Annotated in this window: 16 protein-coding genes; 13 read left to right on the top strand and 3 right to left on the bottom strand. The window is 35.1% G+C overall.

Features of this window, described 5'->3' with window-relative positions:
• The first annotated feature begins 11 nt into the window (after positions 1-11).
• The 11 genes from ffh to MUA90_RS08790 all read left to right on the top strand — a co-directional run bounded on the left by ffh (position 12) and on the right by MUA90_RS08790 (position 9,100).
• Positions 12-1,379: a signal recognition particle protein gene (ffh, locus tag MUA90_RS08840; protein WP_262586383.1), complete on the top strand. Its 1,368-nt coding sequence runs from the start codon at positions 12-14 to the stop codon at positions 1,377-1,379.
• Positions 1,380-1,541: 162 nt separating this feature from the next.
• Complete coding sequence (gene rpsP / locus MUA90_RS08835; protein WP_262586381.1) at positions 1,542-1,820, top strand: 30S ribosomal protein S16; 279 nt, start codon at positions 1,542-1,544, stop codon at positions 1,818-1,820.
• A gap of 115 nt (positions 1,821-1,935) precedes the next feature.
• Positions 1,936-2,439, top strand: coding sequence for a ribosome maturation factor RimM (gene rimM, locus MUA90_RS08830; protein ID WP_262586379.1), 504 nt, complete (start codon positions 1,936-1,938; stop codon positions 2,437-2,439).
• Complete coding sequence (trmD, locus tag MUA90_RS08825) at positions 2,436-3,173, top strand: tRNA (guanosine(37)-N1)-methyltransferase TrmD (protein ID WP_262586377.1); 738 nt, start codon at positions 2,436-2,438, stop codon at positions 3,171-3,173. The genes rimM and trmD overlap by 4 nt, the downstream gene beginning before the upstream one ends.
• A gap of 104 nt (positions 3,174-3,277) precedes the next feature.
• The gene (rplS, locus tag MUA90_RS08820) at positions 3,278-3,628 is read left to right on the top strand and encodes a 50S ribosomal protein L19 (protein ID WP_262586375.1); all 351 of its coding nucleotides are present in this window, start codon (positions 3,278-3,280) and stop codon (positions 3,626-3,628) included.
• Positions 3,629-3,855: 227 nt separating this feature from the next.
• Complete coding sequence (locus tag MUA90_RS08815) at positions 3,856-4,167, top strand: YxeA family protein (RefSeq protein WP_262586374.1); 312 nt, start codon at positions 3,856-3,858, stop codon at positions 4,165-4,167.
• Between the two features lie 200 nt (positions 4,168-4,367).
• Positions 4,368-5,213 carry a metallophosphoesterase family protein gene (locus MUA90_RS08810; RefSeq protein ID WP_262586372.1) on the top strand — a complete coding sequence of 282 codons (846 nt, stop codon included), beginning with the start codon at positions 4,368-4,370 and terminating at the stop codon, positions 5,211-5,213.
• A 168-nt stretch (positions 5,214-5,381) separates the two neighbouring features.
• Positions 5,382-6,461, top strand: a complete 1,080-nt coding sequence (locus MUA90_RS08805; protein WP_232167182.1) for an ABC transporter substrate-binding protein — start codon at positions 5,382-5,384, stop codon at positions 6,459-6,461.
• A 20-nt stretch (positions 6,462-6,481) separates the two neighbouring features.
• Entirely contained in the window at positions 6,482-7,324 is an 843-nt protein-coding gene (locus tag MUA90_RS08800; RefSeq protein WP_232167183.1) for an ABC transporter permease, read from the top strand.
• Complete coding sequence (locus tag MUA90_RS08795; RefSeq protein ID WP_262586366.1) at positions 7,321-8,139, top strand: ABC transporter permease; 819 nt, start codon at positions 7,321-7,323, stop codon at positions 8,137-8,139. Before MUA90_RS08800 ends, MUA90_RS08795 begins: the two co-directional genes overlap by 4 nt.
• A complete protein-coding gene (locus tag MUA90_RS08790) occupies positions 8,099-9,100 on the top strand; it encodes an ABC transporter ATP-binding protein (protein WP_262586365.1) in 1,002 nt (333 codons plus the stop codon). The genes MUA90_RS08795 and MUA90_RS08790 overlap by 41 nt, the downstream gene beginning before the upstream one ends.
• 78 nt (positions 9,101-9,178) lie before the next feature.
• On the opposite strand, the gene MUA90_RS08785 is transcribed toward MUA90_RS08790, so the two are convergent.
• On the bottom strand, positions 9,179-10,816 hold the full coding sequence (locus MUA90_RS08785) for a hypothetical protein (protein WP_262586363.1): 1,638 nt from the start codon (positions 10,814-10,816) through the stop codon (positions 9,179-9,181).
• 198 nt (positions 10,817-11,014) lie between these two features.
• On the bottom strand, positions 11,015-13,624 hold the full coding sequence (locus tag MUA90_RS08780) for a YfhO family protein (protein WP_262586361.1): 2,610 nt from the start codon (positions 13,622-13,624) through the stop codon (positions 11,015-11,017).
• A gap of 240 nt (positions 13,625-13,864) precedes the next feature.
• Between MUA90_RS08780 and MUA90_RS08775 the strand changes: the two genes are divergently transcribed.
• Both MUA90_RS08775 and MUA90_RS08770 read left to right on the top strand, forming a co-directional pair.
• A complete protein-coding gene (locus tag MUA90_RS08775) occupies positions 13,865-14,719 on the top strand; it encodes an ABC transporter substrate-binding protein (RefSeq protein WP_262586360.1) in 855 nt (284 codons plus the stop codon).
• A 127-nt stretch (positions 14,720-14,846) separates the two neighbouring features.
• Complete coding sequence (locus tag MUA90_RS08770) at positions 14,847-15,317, top strand: GyrI-like domain-containing protein (protein WP_262586358.1); 471 nt, start codon at positions 14,847-14,849, stop codon at positions 15,315-15,317.
• 96 nt (positions 15,318-15,413) lie between these two features.
• On the opposite strand, the gene MUA90_RS08765 is transcribed toward MUA90_RS08770, so the two are convergent.
• Positions 15,414-16,166 carry a DeoR/GlpR family DNA-binding transcription regulator gene (locus MUA90_RS08765; protein WP_262586355.1) on the bottom strand — a complete coding sequence of 251 codons (753 nt, stop codon included), beginning with the start codon at positions 16,164-16,166 and terminating at the stop codon, positions 15,414-15,416.
• Positions 16,167-16,247 lie beyond the last annotated feature (81 nt).

The following is a 16,247-nucleotide window of genomic DNA, read 5'->3' as shown; positions in this document are numbered from 1 at the left end:
AGGTCACTTGGATGGCATTTGAAGGATTATCCGATCGCTTGCAGGCGACCATGCAGAAAATGCGAGGAAAAGGGAAAGTGACTGAAGCGGATATTAAAGCGATGATGCGTGAAGTACGTCTTGCATTGCTTGAAGCCGATGTTAACTTTAAAGTCGTTAAATCATTTATTAAAACTGTCTCTGAACGTGCATTAGGTTCGGATGTCATGCAATCATTAACACCTGGACAGCAGGTTATTAAAATTGTACAAGATGAATTGACGCAATTAATGGGTGGAGAAAATTCGACAATCAACATGGCGAATAAACCGCCGACAGTTGTAATGATGGTAGGTTTGCAAGGTGCAGGTAAAACAACAACTGCAGGTAAACTTGCTTTGTTAATGCGCAAGAAATACAATAAGAAACCATTACTTGTAGCGGCCGATATCTATCGTCCGGCTGCGATTGACCAATTAGAAACTGTAGGGAAACAATTAGATATCCCTGTATACAGCGAAGGCGATCAAGTTAAGCCTCAACAAATCGTTGATAACGCATTTAAACATGCAAAAGAAGAACATTTAGACTTCGTTATCATTGATACAGCAGGTCGTCTGCATATCGATGAAACATTGATGAATGAATTGGCAGAAGTCAAAGAAATTTCTAAGCCGAACGAAATCATGCTGGTTGTAGATGCGATGACAGGTCAAGATGCGGTCAACGTTGCACAATCATTCGATGATCAATTAGAAGTAACAGGTGTTACTTTAACAAAACTTGATGGTGATACACGCGGTGGTGCGGCACTTTCAATTCGTTCTGTTACACAAAAACCTATTAAATTTGTCGGTATGAGCGAGAAATTAGATGGTTTGGAACTCTTCCACCCAGAACGTATGGCATCACGTATTTTAGGTATGGGCGATGTGCTGAGCTTAATTGAAAAAGCGCAGCAAGATGTCGATGAGTCAAAAGCAAAAGACTTAGAAAAGAAAATGCGTACAGCTTCATTTACGCTGGATGATTTCTTAGAACAGCTAGATCAAGTTAAAAACCTTGGTCCGTTAGATGAAATCATGAAAATGATTCCAGGTATGAACAAAATGAAAGGTATGGATAAATTGAATATGAGCGAAAAACAAATCGATCATATTAAAGCAATTATCCAATCTATGACTTTAGCAGAACGCGAAAGACCTGAAATTTTAAACGTATCTCGTAAGAAACGTATCGCAAAAGGTTCAGGCCGTTCACTTCAAGAAGTCAATCGTTTGATGAAACAATTCAATGACATGAAGAAAATGATGAAACAATTTACTGGCGGAGGCAAAGGCAAAAAAGGCAAACGCAGTCAAATTGAAAATATGATGAAAGGCATGAATTTGCCGTTCTAATATGTAAAATCAGTGTTGTGTCTATCCGCACAGCACTTTTTTTACGCAGAATATATAAAAAAATAAAAATGGTAAAGAGAAACCTCTTTACAAAGTTTCTGATACCTGTTATTATTATTTCTTGTAGAAAAGAAAACAAAGACTCAAAGGAGAGAATTATACATGGCAGTTAAAATCCGCTTAACACGTTTAGGCTCAAAAAGAAATCCATTCTACCGTATCGTAGCAGCTGATGCTCGTGCGCCACGTGATGGTCGTATTATCGAACAAATCGGAACTTATGATCCGGTAACTAAAGACAAAGCTCAAACAGTTAAAATCGACGAAGAGTTAGCACTTAAATGGTTAACTAACGGTGCGAAACCAACTGACACAGTTCACAATATCTTATCTAAAGAAGGTGTTTTGAAAAAATTCGAAGAACAACGTCATTCTAAGTAAGTTAAGCAATAAGTTGCTTTAATCACATAACCCTGAGACAATACAGTTGTCTTAGGGTTATTATTAAGTAGAAATGTTTTTTCACACAAGACCACATATTGGAGGCCCAGTGCATATGAAAGTAGAAGTCGGCAAAATTGTAAATACACATGGTATTAAAGGCGAAGTTAGAGTCAAATCTAATTCAGATTTTACAGAAACACGTTTTCAACCTGGCGAAGTTTTAACAGTCAATCATAAAGGTGACACACTTGAGTTAACTGTGGCATCTTACCGCAAACATAAAGACTTCCATATGCTTACATTTGAAGGTATTAACAATATCAATGATATTGAGCATTTAAAAGGTGCTATCTTAACACAAGAACGAGATCACGAAGCCATTGAATTAGATGAACATGAGTATTACTATTCCGATATTATCGGCTGTACTGTCTTTGATGGTGATACACCGATTGGTCGCGTGAAAGAAATCTTTGAAACCGGCGCTAATGATGTATGGGTAGTTCAAGGCGATAAAGAATACTTGATTCCCTATATTGCAGATGTAGTACAAGATGTAGATGTATCTGGACGCCGTATTCAAATTACGCCATTGGAAGGAATGTTAGACGAGTGAAAATTGATTATTTAACACTGTTTCCAGAAATGTTTGATGGCGTACTGAATCATTCTATTTTAAAGCGTGCACAAGATAAGTCGATCATATCAGTGAATACAGTCAACTTCAGAGATTATGCGGTAAATAAGCATAACCAAGTTGATGACTATCCGTTCGGCGGCGGTCAAGGGATGGTATTGAAACCAGAACCTGTATTTAATGCGATGAAGGACCTTGAGACAACAGAACAGACACGTGTAATTTTAATGTGTCCGCAAGGTAAACCTTTCTCACAAGCAGTTGCGCAAGAATTAAGCCAAGCAGAACATTTAGTATTTATCTGCGGCCATTATGAAGGCTATGATGAACGTATCAGAGAGCATTTAGTCACAGACGAAATCTCCATCGGAGATTATGTATTAACCGGCGGGGAATTGCCTGCGATGAGCATGACAGATGCGATTGTACGATTAATTCCAGGCGTGCTTGGAAATGAGCAGTCTCATCAAGATGACTCTTTCTCAGACGGCTTATTAGAGTTTCCGCAATATACACGCCCAAGAGAATTTGAAGGGATGACAGTCCCTGATGTGTTATTATCAGGCAATCACGCTAAAATCGATGCTTGGAGACACGAACAAAAGCTGATCAGAACATTTGTCAAAAGACCCGATTTACTAACAAAGTATTCATTATCATCAGAAGATGAAAAAATACTTGAAAACTACAAAAACCAATTGAAAACAAAATAGCAGTGTGCTAATATTATTTAAGTGTGCTAAGCACGAAAAATCACTATGGTCCGCTGCTATTTTGTTGTCGAGGCAAGAACATAGTTTGAAGGAGAGAATAAATAATGAGTAATCACAAATTAATCGAAGCAGTTACTAAATCACAATTACGCACAGACTTACCTAACTTCCGTGCCGGAGACACAGTACGTGTACACGTACGTATCGTCGAAGGTACTCGCGAACGTATCCAAGTCTTCGAAGGTGTAGTAATCAAACGCCGCGGTGGCGGAGTTTCAGAAACTTTCACAGTTCGTAAAATTTCTTCAGGTGTTGGTGTTGAACGTACATTCCCTGTACACACTCCAAAAATTGAAAAAATCGAAGTAACTCGTCGCGGTAAAGTTAGACGTGCTAAACTTTACTACTTACGTAACTTACGTGGTAAAGCTGCTAGAATTAAAGAAATTCGCTAATTTTAGACAGATAGACATACGAGTAAACCAGGCTGTTCCTAATGAGGGACAGTCTTTTTTTATTCTTTTAGAAAGATGATGATATATAAAGATTAGTAAATAAAAATGATATATAGTAAAATGAATGGAAGCAGTGTTCAGAGTGGTACAATTATTTATCTGAATATTCTGTTTATACAACTTTGTACATCAGAGTTCAATACACCCAGAAGGAGTTGGAAAGTCGAATGAAGAAGGTAATAATATTAAGTTTAAGTACGTTAATTATCATCGGTATATTTGCGGTTACTACAATTAGAAATCAATTTACAGATCGGTTTAATCCATTCTTGCGCATGGAATATTCATATGCACAAGTAGACAAGGGCACGCAAAGGTATGAGAATATCCAAGCTTATTCAAAATGCGGTGAATTTGTACCTTATAAATTAGATTTCTTAGGTTTTGATCCGAATAAGCAATATGTGGTGATTGTTCATAAAGGAAAATATGTTAAAGAAATGCATTATGTTAAATCTTTACCGTATCAAGTAGACTAGCCTTATTAAAACTGACAATGAAAAAATAAGCCGAAATGTTTTATCTCTCTGCTTTTTTGTCATGCATTCATAAATAGTGTTCTTTTTTTCTATACATTTCGTTCAATATGTGCCACAATACAAGTGGTTTAATATAATTTAAAAAGAAATTGGAACATCTGTTTATGATGCGACAAACCATCAACTAGGAGTGAACAACTATGAAAATCATGCAACTAACAGATTTACATATCGGCAGTCAGCCATTTAAGGAAGAAGATGTGAAAACATTCAAGCTGATTGAAAAAATGGTGAAAGAACAAACACCTGATGTGATTGTTATTACAGGAGATTTGATTTGGAGTAATGAAGAAGGTGCACTTGAAACATTTAAAGCTGTGATTGACTTCTTCGATAGTTTGAAAGTACCATTTGCGGTGACTTTAGGTAATCATGAAAGTGAATCAAATTATAACAGAATGCGTTTATGGGAAATCATCGATAAATCAGTAATGCATGTAAAACGTGAAGGCGGTGCAGTTTATAATGACTGTTACTCTTATTTCTATACTTTAGACAATGGTATCAGAATTTATATGCTTGATGCTGGAGACTATGCAAGAGCACCGTTTGACGGTTATGCCTTTGTGACTTATGAACAACAAAAATGGTTGATTAATCGTGCTAAAAACAGAACAATGCCAGACCAATTATTTATGCATATGCCATTACCTGAATATGCGGATGCGGCGAAACAAGGCTATGTCGGCAACCTTTATGAAGATGTATGCCCACCGCGCGTAAACAGCGGACTATGGTACCAACTTTATTACAATACAACTATCAACGGCGTATATTGCGGCCACGATCACAATAATGACTTTACATCTAACTATTACGGTATTCAATTAAATTACGGCAGAGTAACAGGTTATAATGCCTATGGTAAATTAAAACGAGGTGCGAGAATCATTGAATGGAATGATAAACTCAACCGTAATACTTACATTATCGAAGCAGAAGAAGACAAAGATGATGTGAAAGAAGAAGCAGAAGCATTAAATTAATCATTAAAATATCAGACTGTGAACTCAAGGAATGAGTTTTCAGTCTTTTTTTATACATTTTTTCAAGAATGTACATATGTTTACATACTGTTAACAACTACTTAACAAATAAATGATATGTTAACTATAGTTATATTTTAAATAATTTATGGAAAAGAGGACGTTGTTATGCTAAAAAGATTAGTCACAGTTTCTATGTCAGCAGCAATTTTACTGGCAGCGTGCGGAAATGATAGTTCAAACAAATCTGTCGATCTTAATAAAGAAGGAGAAAAGACAGTAGTAGAAAAAGCAAAAAAAGAAGGACAAGTTAATTCATTAGGTATGCCGGATACATGGGCAAACTGGAAAGAAACTTGGTCAGATATCGATAAAAAATATGGTATTAAACATAAAGATACTGATATGTCGAGTGCAGAAGAATTAGCAAAGTTTGAATCAGAAAAGAAAAATGCTTCTGGAGATATTGGTGATGTCGGTATTGCTTTTGGTCCGTTAGCTAAAGAAAAAGGGTTAACATTATCTTATAAAACAAAATACTTTGATGAAATTCCAGATTGGGCAAAAGATAAAGACGGTAACTGGATTGTAAGTTATACAGGAACAATGGCGTTTGTGACTGATAAAGAATCAGTTAAAGATGCGCCTAAAACTTGGAAAGATTTAGAAAAAGGAAAATATAAAGTTTCGATTGGCGACGTTGAAAAAGCTAACCAAGCACAATTTGCCGTTTTAGCAGCAGCTTACGCATTCGGCGGGGATGAAAAGAATCTGCAACCAGGTATCGATTTCTTTAAAAAATTAGCAAAAGAAGGCCGCTTAGTTACAACTGACCCTAATGTTGCTTCTTTAGGAAAAGGTGAACACCAAGTTGCATTGCTTTGGGATTTCAATGGATTAAACTATCGTGATCAAATCGATAAAAAACGTTTTGATGTAATTATCCCTCAAGATGTTTCAGTGATGAGCGGTTATACTTCAGTTATTAATAAAAATGCAAAAAACCCGCATGCTGCAGCTGTAGCAAGAGAATTTATTCTGTCTGATGAAGGACAAGATAATTTAGCTAAAGGTTATGCACGTCCAATCAGAAAAAATGCGAAAATTTCAGAAGAAGCGAAAGCAAAATTATTACCTGACAGCATGTATAAAAATGTAAAAACAATTAAAGACAACGAAGCATGGAATAAAGCATTAAAAGAATTACCTAAAAAATGGCAATCTGAGATTATGCCTTTAATTAAATAGTCGTAATAGGAGCAAGAAATATGAAACAAAAGAATGGTTTCATCATTGCGATTGCGGTTTTATTAGTTGTCATTCTAGCAATTTTAGTGTTTCCGCTTTGTATGATGATATACGGAAGTTTTATGACAAACGACGGTTCTTCATTCACACTGCAAAACTATTTCACTATCTTTAAAGAAAAACTATATTTGCAAAGTTTTTGGAATTCAATACTTATCTCTATTTTATCCAGCTTGATAGCATTGATATTAACAGCGGTTGCAACTTATGCAATCGCTGAAAAATCAATCAAGTTCAAAGAAAAATTCTTGGTTATTGCCAACTTGACTTCCAATTTTGCTGGGATCCCTTTAGCTTTTGCATTTATTATTTTGTTAGGAAATACAGGTGTGTTTGTTTTACTTGATAAAGGATTGGGATTGAACTTATTAAGTGGTTTTAGCGTTTATAGTTTTACAGGCATTATGCTGATTTATGTATATTTCCAAATTCCGTTAGGGATTATGTTGTTGTTTCCAATCTATGAAGGTATCGATAAAAGATGGAAAGAAGCAGCAAGTTTATTAGGTGCATCTAACTTTCAATATTGGGTGAAGATAGCATTGCCGAATTTATTACCTAGTTTTGCAGGAGTATTTACCATAATGTTTGCGAATAGTATGGGCGCCTATGCATCTGCTTATGCATTAACAGGCAGTTCATATAACTTATTAGCAATACGTATTGGTAATAGTGTAGCTGGAGATATCTTTGCACAGCCAGAAATTGCTGCAGCATTAGCTGTTGTATTAGCGATTATTTTGTTGATTAATATGTTAGCAAATGAATACATTATGAAATCGATTCGGAGGGATATCAAATGAAAAATATTCTGAAGAATATCAGTGTACTCATTGTAGTACTTTATTTAACAGTCCCTTTAATCGCAACATTAGTGTATTCACTTGCAACGAGTTGGAGTCATACGATTTTACCAGCTGGATTCACATTTAAATGGTATGCGGACTTATTTACTAATGATCAATTTTTATTATCATTAGTCAGAACTTTGATATTGGTTACAGTGTCATTATTACTAGCATTGTTGATTATGGTGCCTTCAATATATGCGATTAAGATTTATTACCCAGCTTTAGATAAATACATGAAAATTGTGATTATCATTTGTTATGCTATGCCAGGCGTTATCTTAAGTGTGGGTTTATTGAAAGGTTATGCAAACTTAGGCATTCCGATGATTGTTATTGTGGTGGGTGCGTATATAATTAGTATTTTTCCATACATTTACCAAGGCGTTTCTAATAACTTAAGAACAGTCAGAGCCAATGAAATGGTTGAAGCAGCAGAAATGTTAGGTCTATCGAAAATGGGTGCTTTTATTAAGGTGATATTACCTAATATTAAATACGGTCTTACAGTGACTGCCTTGCTTTGTTTCTCAATTTTATTCGGTGAATTTGTATTAATCAATTTGATTTTGGGATCAAACTTTGAAACTGTACAAGTATTCTTAATGCAAAACCTAAAGAAAAACGGCCATATTTCAAGTGCCATTGTGGTTTGTTATTTCATCTTATTAATGGTGATTACATTTGTGATTCTTAAAATTTCAACAAATAAGAAAGGTATGGTTTCTAATGAGTTTCATCAAAATTCAAAAACTGACGAAAAAATTTAAAGATAAAACTGTGCTGCATGGTCTAGATTTAAACATTCAAGAGGGTTCTATGACAACATTATTAGGGCCTAGCGGATGTGGAAAGAGTACACTTCTCAGAAGTATCGCAGGATTACACGATGTGGATAGTGGTGAAATATTTATCAATGATAAGAGAATTGATAAGTTAGAACCGAAAGCACGTAATATTGGTATGGTCTTTCAACATTATGCATTATTTTCAAATTTAACTGTTGAAGATAATATAAGTTTTGGCTTGAAAATCAAAAAGCTGAGTGCAAGTGAAATTAAGAATAAAGTATTTGAGATGATTAGAATTACAGGATTATCAGGTTTTGAAAAAAGATATCCTGCACAATTATCAGGAGGGCAGCAACAAAGGGTGGCCCTTGCACGTGCATTAGTGATGGATCCAAAAGTATTATTGCTGGATGAACCATTGAGTGCACTAGATGCACAAATCAGAAAAACTTTAAGAACATTGCTGAAAGATATTCAACAGCGCTTAAATATTACAATGATTCTAGTTACGCATGATCAAGAAGAAGCAATGTCTATGAGTGATTATGTCTATATCCTTAAAGACGGTCATATTGTTCAAGAAGGTGAACCGCAGACCATTTACAGATCACCAAATAATGAATTTGTCTCTAAATTTATCGGCAGCTACAATGTTATTGAAGCAGAAAAATGGCAAGGCATTACTGGTCAAAAACCTGAACAAGGTCATTTTGTCGCAATTAGACCAGAGACTTTGAGTTTTACACCGACTGAAAATGCAATTGAGCTATCAGGCTGTGTGAAAAATATGACGATGCTCGGCTCGATTATTCGATTTGTTATTGATGTTAATGGTGAATCTATTATAGTAGATGAATTAAACCGGTCTAGTAATTTTAAAGAAATCAACCAAACTTATCCGCTTTTTATTGGAAAAGAAGATTTGATATTTGTTGATTAATTTAAAAACAATTGAAAAATGTTAAAAATATACACGTTCTCTCCTTTTCAACTAGGATGAGAACGTGTTTGTTTTTAGTTAGATAAATTCATCGAGGTCAATGATATTAGTAGGGTTTGAAGCGGTTCCGTTTTGTTTTTGCAAGGCTTGATAGGCTTTTCTAGTATAGCCTCTAAGTGACCAAAGGTTCAGAGTGTTATACATAACGGTAATGTGTTTGATTATAGTTTTAGCAGGGATACCTTTAAAGAGTCCGTCTAATTTCCATTGGTTGACGCAATCTTCAATGTCTTCTTCTCTTGGCAGCATTTTGATTTGAGGCAGAAGGAAATCTTCGATAACCGCAACTTCTATATATGTGCAGCAATCTGTAATCATGTCTTCTGTCACATTTACGTTCATCATTAAGAAATCATAACTCTTTAAGAAATCAGCCTCTTCAAAGTGATTGTAACTGTTTGCAACAGTATCTAATTCCTCAAGGGATTCAGGGATATAGTATGGAATATCGACATATATCATATCTAATTCCGGAATGACTTCTTGTATTGTGGCATTGGCTAAATAGCCTTGTTCTAATGCATGTTCGCATTTGAAATAAACTTTAGAAATCAGAGTTTTGATTGACGTTGTTGTTTCATCGGCTTCAAAGAAGCGGTTATATAAGGTTGTGACTAAGGATAAAGGCAAGAAACCATAAACACTGATCAGGTTAATGAAAAAGCTTGATTTTTCTTCATTGTACATTCTATCGAGTATTTCAGCGTATACATAATCTTTAGTTAAAACATTTAATAATGTTTCTGTTTCTATGTCAGTCAAACGATTTTGGCACAGATCTGTTATCCATTGCTTTTCTTTTTGAGGTTCCAGTTCTTTGCCGGTGAAATCTTTAAGTGTGTGAATGAGGACGGCCATCGGATCTATATTATTTGTTTTGAAAAAATGTTTTAATTGTTCAAATAATTCAATAGGCAAGTACAAAATATCATATTCAGGATTACTGAAAAGGAAAAACAACGCACGATTCTTTCCAGGTACTTCTGCACCTGTATAACTGTTTCTATCTTCAAACACCATCAATGAAAAGAGAACGCGAATCGGCGGAATATTTTTGATGAGCTTTTCGATCAAATCAAAATCATTGAGTATTTTTTGAGAGAGTACTGCACATTTTTCTTCATGTGTGAGACTTTCATAATCATTAATCTGCGTTATCTTGCATAAATGTTCGAGTGTTTTCGCATCTATATTTTCTGCTATACAATCTTTAAATCTTTTAGTTTCATAACTTCTGCAATGCTTTTCTGTTTCTGTTAATCGATGGATGGTTTTTTCGGCAAAACTGTTCAATTCAGGTAAGGTTTCGAATTGATTATTAAGATAATGCTGATTATAGAAATTTATTAGTTCGGGTGAGATGAAATAGCGGTTTTTGCCGAAGGGCATCAAAAATTTGGATGGTTTTAAATGTACCAGCTTATCATATTGTGCGCGTGTCAGTGTGTATATAGAATGTTGATTTTTTAAAGCAGAATGAAGGATTTCTTTTTCTGCTAAATACAACATATTTATAAAGCGCTGCATCAAAGCTTCGTAGGTACAAGTATCTTCCTTGAATGAAGGTGATGAATCGTTGGATACATCAGTTGTCAGTTGCTGCAGTAATTCTAATAGGTGTTGCTTGCTTTCTTCTTTATAATTTTCATCTTTCACAGTGTTGTACCAAACCTTTCTGAATTTTATTGTTTTTTCTGAAATTTCATGAGAATAGTATAAAATTCAGGACAGTGTTTGCATAGACTGTTAAAGCACTCAGTAAAATAAATGTAAGCGACTAGTAAAAATAGTGTGTATATAAAAAGTACTGGTATGCAGAAGCGGTTCACTTTGCATACCAGTACTGAAATGTTTTTATGATTTGAATTTGCGTTTTGATAGGAATCTGCACCAGAAAATACTTAATACCAAACCAATAATAGAAATTAAGATTAGCGTTTTGAATAAAGGCGGTTGATACTTCAGGTGAATATCAGTTTGACCTTTTTCTGTTTTAATTACAGTCATAATACCATTACCTTGTTTGACTTCATGCTGCTTGCCGTCTATTACTGCGTATAAACCTTTTCTATAAGCAGTAGGCAATACTAAATTCCCAGAAACTGCTTTTGGTTTTTTGATATGCAGGCCATCGTTTTCTTTTGTAACTTTAACAGGTGTTAATGATTTTTTTGCATTTCTTAAAGTTGCATAATCTTCACCGTAAATACCTTTGATATTTAAACGGTATTTGCCTTTCGGCAATTGTAATTTTAACTCCGGTGATGCTTTTACTCTCATCGTCACCGGTGAGACAAATCTGCGGTATTTATAATCCAGTTCATTTCGTTTTTGTTTATACTCGTTTAATTTTACATAATGTTCTGTTGAAGGAGAGATGCGTTCAACATCCATTTCTACATACATATCTTGATATTGATTTGCTAGGGCAGGCGGCAATGATAATGTGACACCGCCTTTATCTTTTTGCACTTGTATGTGGTTGTTATCCACTTGTTTGGCATCGCGTAAATCAGTTTGAGATTGAGATAATAAATTCTGATTCGGTTTAAAATCAGAATTACCTTTTTGATGCTCCCAAACCACACCAGTTAACATGGCTTGTTCTTTATCTAAAGGTGATTTCAATTGATCCATATTAAATGTTTTGTTGGTAATGTGTGCGGCAGGATAATCGATTTGATTATGCGAATGAATAAATGTCGCATCTTTATCTTTAATCTTGTCTTGCTGCTCAAAGCCGTAAGGCATATTCTTATCAGATTCCATTTTGAAACGATCCGTCACATCCCAAAGTGCCATTAAATTTGCACGATTATTAAATAAACGGAAAGTACTGTTTTTATCGACAGGCATGTTGATTTGCATGGTTTTGTCATAGTACTTCAAGATTTCACCATCAAAGATACTTGAATAGAGTGAAATGCCGTTATAGTCGTAAATGAAAGGCGAGTTCAGTCCGTAACCGCTCATATAGTCAATGCGCATTAAATCATCTTTATTTTGGGCTTGCAGCGCTTTGATTTTCTTGTTCAACGGCTTGCTGAAATAATCATGTTTGGTAACTTGAGCAATATCAGTTTCATACTCAGAAAGTGTATTGTGTTTATATTCTTTCAGCTGCCAATATTGCTGAAGCAAGATAAGCAGGACTAAGCTGATTTTGAGCCAGCGGTTTGTTTTGCCTTTAAAGAGTACTATAATGACAGCTAATATTATGATAATCAGTACTGTACTGATCCACCAGTCCCAATCTCCTTTTGCAAAGCGAGAAGAGAAATATAAAACACCGAAAGCTGGAATACAAGCAACGATCAGTGAAACAATCGACATTTCTGCAAAATGTTGAATCATGAGTGCGACTAATAGAGCTGCGGTCATAGTAAGGATATACACCCATCTGCGCTGCGGAATTGAAAAGCCGTTAAAGAAACTGTCGAATGCGTTGGTAAACGAACCTAAAATAAAGATCCAAGTAGTAATCGCAAACAAACGGTAGTAATAATGGCGATACAATTTAAATTGCAGCAGCGCTATGATAACAAGTATTGAAAGTATAATATGGAACCCTGATAAAAAAGTCTGCTTTTGTGTGTTCAATAAATCAACGAAAAACGGAAATTCCAGCAATGGATTTTGTTTTCTGTCGTTGTGTAAAAACGAACTGACACCTGTATAAAAGCCATAACTTGAAATCATCAGACTTAAAATGAATGTTATCGCTGTAATGTATATTTTTTGTATCTTAGTTAAAATATCCTCTTTATATTGGAAGAGCGTTCTGTAAATGAGATAACCGCCGATAATAATCGCTTCATAGTAACTGAAGTAAAAGTTTGAAATCAATGTTAAGGCTAAGCCGACAATCAACCAGCCCGCCCGTCGTTCTCTGAATAATTTTTCAACACCGAGCAAGGTGATTGGAAGATAAATGAGTACATCCCCGTAAAATGACCAAGTAAAATTGAAATACAGCATAACGTTAGATGCAGTATACAAAATCGTACCGATTAAAGCAGTATAACGTTGTAATTTAAAATAGCGCATCATATAGTACGCTGATATAAATGTCAAAATAGCTTTGACAATCGCAAAGAATAGTTGGTTGCCAGGCCAAAATTCGATACTGCTTGGATTCATATGTAAGAGATGTTCACCTAACCACACAAAGAAAAAGTTCAGATACGTGAGCGGTGAAGTGGAATAGTAATACGCTAAATCAGTAATATAGTCTCCGCCTAAACCGAATGAGATATCATAGAAACTGGCAAAGTGCGTCACATGCTGATAAAGATATTTTTGAAACGGCATCATTTGTCTGAAGCCGTCTCCAACACCGCTGAATACAATCTGATGCTTCATGTATGCACGAAGTGCCGGATAAAAGATTATCAACATCATCACTGCAGCTATGCCGGCGATTTTAAGAAAACGTATGAAATTTTGTTTTATGTTTGATCTCATTGTCTGTCTCTCCTGAATTAAAAATACATATATTGAACATTATTAATGTACTCTATATACCCTCTTTAATTTTAGCAGTAACTTGATGAGGAAAGGAAATGTTTTAGTATTTGACAATGTTCTGTAAATTAAGATTTTAATGAATCACGCATAATCTCGAGCGTATAGGGAATAAAGGTATAGGAATAGTTAATATGGGTAAACAATAAACCGATACATTAATATGGAGGTAATAGTAATATGGTTGAAGTAAGAAATGAATCAGGCATTACACAAGTTGCAGCTAATGTTGATAGAGTGGCAGCATTAGAGTATTCATTTGTAGAAGATTTACTGGCATTAGATATTAAGCCAGCTGCTATTGCTGATGACGGCAATGCAGAAAACTTATTTGACGCAGTCAGAGAACAAGTCGGCAGCTATGTTTCATTAGGGGATAGAAAAAATCCTGATATTGAAGCATTAAGAGAAGCTGAACCGCAACTGATTATTGCTGACGGTGAACGCCATCACAGAATTTATAGAGACCTTGAAAAAATTGCCCCTACAATTTTACTTGAAAGTTTTGATGGCAACTATGAACAAAACGTAGAATCATTCAAACTGATCGGTAAAGCAGTATCAAAAGAACAAGAAGCGAAAAAACGTGTCGCAATTCATGAACAAAAAATTAAACAAATCGAAGATGAAATCACTGTCGACAAACATTTAGGCACACTTGCTGCAGTGGTAACAGACAATCATATCGTAGGTCATGATGCGAACAGTTATGTCGGTCAATTCTTGAAACGTTTAGGCTTCAAAATGGCAATCACACAAGCAGATTCAAAAACGTATCCTGAATATAAAGATGGACCGTATCTGAAATTAACAGATGAACAATTAAAAACATTAAATCCAGAACGTTTAATTCTGATGGTAGACGATGAAAACTCAGAAGCGCTTGAAAAATTACGCCAATCTGAAGTTTATAATACTATCAATGCGAAGAAAAATAACCGCATTCATTTCGTCAGCCGTGAACTTTGGGCAAAATCTCGCGGTGTCATTGCTTCTGAATATATCGCAGCGGACTTAACTAAGTTTAAAGAATAAGCAGTTATCCTATTCATAACATCAAACAGCCAAGGTGCTGTTTGGTGTTATTTTTTTATTTATTCTATGATTTACAGCAAAATAGGGTAATGAATGTTAATTATGAAAAATCATAGGAGTGAATAATATGGAATATGAAGTTCAAACACTTGAAGAGATGAATGTCATCGGTTATTTAAGCAAATTTGCGACAATGCAAGATGCACAACAAGGTTTGCCGAAAGCATGGCAGGCATTTAATGAAAATGGACAAGACAAAACACTAGCAGCACTCAGCAATCATAAATTGGATGGATTTTTAGGTGTGATTGTTCCGACAGAAAGCGGAATGAATTATTTGATTGCTGTGACATCAGATAAAAAATCAGAAGCAGGACTGCACCCCTATACACTGCCTGCAGGGAAATATGTGGTCGCAGATGCAAAAGGGCCGGTTCCTGAGGCGATACAGCGTGTATGTGAAAAGGTATATAATCCTCACTACTTAAATGAATTAGGTTTCAAGATGAGACAAGCACCAGGTATTGAATTTTATCCGCATGGCAATCCTATGGCAGATGACTATGCAGCAAAAGTATATGTACCTGTAGAAGAATAGAAGGTATTTAAATAAACAGGATGTATTTGCGAAAGAGGCAACTAGACTTTTTTGCAAATACATCCTGTTTTTATTTGTTATGTTTCATTTCTTTAATTACAAAACTTTAAGTCCTGCTGTTTCTAATGCTTGTTTATCCTTATGATTAATTGCATCATCAGTGATGAACCAATTAAAATCTTTTGCATCGCTGATTTTAGCAGTAACGACTTTATTGATTTTACTGCTGTCTGCTGTCAGGTAACATTGCTGCGAAATATGCATCAGACGGATTCTGGTTTCGACTTCTTCTAAGCTGTAATCAGTAACGCCGTTTTGTGCAGATACACCGCTGCAGCAAAAGAATCCTTTATTAATATTCAATCGTTCAAAATTGAATAGGAAGTCGAATTGCGTCAGCGATTGTTCAGACGCTCTGATTTTGCCTCCGATAGAAATTAAGCTATGCCCATACTCCATGCATTGTATTAAAACAGGAATAGAGTTCGTCACTATAGTAAGGTTGTTTTTTCTGTCTAATCCTTTAGCAATCTGTAAAGTGGTCGATCCGCTGTCTAAATAAATACAATCTCCGTCTTGAATCTCTTTCAACGCTTTTTGTGCAATACTTTTCTTCTTATCTAAATGACGATCTAATCTGCGTTCAATCGCAGATTCTCCATTTTGTTCTTTATTGATTCTGATTCCGCCGTATTCTTTAAGCACTAAATCGTCTTTGACTAACTGTTGCACATCTCTGCGTAAAGTTTCCATAGAAATATTAAGTTCCTTATGTAAGGTCTTTAATTCCAGGAAGTTGTTTTTTTCTAGTTTTTGTATAATTTCAGCTCTTCTTTCAGTTGGAAGCATCTTCGTTTCACCTCAATATCTTATTAGTAACATCATACCCCCGAAATGATTAGAAATAAACAAAGTTGGTAATAATATAGT

The organism is Staphylococcus sp. IVB6181 (assembly GCF_025561445.1).
Lineage (GTDB): Bacteria > Bacillota > Bacilli > Staphylococcales > Staphylococcaceae > Staphylococcus > Staphylococcus simulans_B.
This window is presented reverse-complemented; position numbering and strand designations above follow the sequence as displayed.

Excerpts from the sequence above, each read along its gene's own strand:
- MUA90_RS08800 (WP_232167183.1), top strand. The coding sequence starts at position 6,482 with ATGAAACAAAAGAATGGTTTCATCATTGCGATTGCGGTTTTATTAGTT.
- rplS (WP_262586375.1), top strand. The coding sequence starts at position 3,278 with ATGAGTAATCACAAATTAATCGAAGCAGTTACTAAATCACAATTACGC.
- ffh (WP_262586383.1), top strand. The coding sequence starts at position 12 with ATGGCATTTGAAGGATTATCCGATCGCTTGCAGGCGACCATGCAGAAA.
- MUA90_RS08815 (WP_262586374.1), top strand. The coding sequence starts at position 3,856 with ATGAAGAAGGTAATAATATTAAGTTTAAGTACGTTAATTATCATCGGT.
- MUA90_RS08810 (WP_262586372.1), top strand. The coding sequence starts at position 4,368 with ATGAAAATCATGCAACTAACAGATTTACATATCGGCAGTCAGCCATTT.
- rimM (WP_262586379.1), top strand. The coding sequence starts at position 1,936 with ATGAAAGTAGAAGTCGGCAAAATTGTAAATACACATGGTATTAAAGGC.
- MUA90_RS08770 (WP_262586358.1), top strand. The coding sequence starts at position 14,847 with ATGGAATATGAAGTTCAAACACTTGAAGAGATGAATGTCATCGGTTAT.
- MUA90_RS08775 (WP_262586360.1), top strand. The coding sequence starts at position 13,865 with ATGGTTGAAGTAAGAAATGAATCAGGCATTACACAAGTTGCAGCTAAT.
- MUA90_RS08795 (WP_262586366.1), top strand. The coding sequence starts at position 7,321 with ATGAAAAATATTCTGAAGAATATCAGTGTACTCATTGTAGTACTTTAT.
- MUA90_RS08780 (WP_262586361.1), bottom strand. The coding sequence starts at position 13,624 with ATGAGATCAAACATAAAACAAAATTTCATACGTTTTCTTAAAATCGCC.
- rpsP (WP_262586381.1), top strand. The coding sequence starts at position 1,542 with ATGGCAGTTAAAATCCGCTTAACACGTTTAGGCTCAAAAAGAAATCCA.
- MUA90_RS08765 (WP_262586355.1), bottom strand. The coding sequence starts at position 16,166 with ATGCTTCCAACTGAAAGAAGAGCTGAAATTATACAAAAACTAGAAAAA.
- MUA90_RS08790 (WP_262586365.1), top strand. The coding sequence starts at position 8,099 with ATGAGTTTCATCAAAATTCAAAAACTGACGAAAAAATTTAAAGATAAA.
- MUA90_RS08805 (WP_232167182.1), top strand. The coding sequence starts at position 5,382 with ATGCTAAAAAGATTAGTCACAGTTTCTATGTCAGCAGCAATTTTACTG.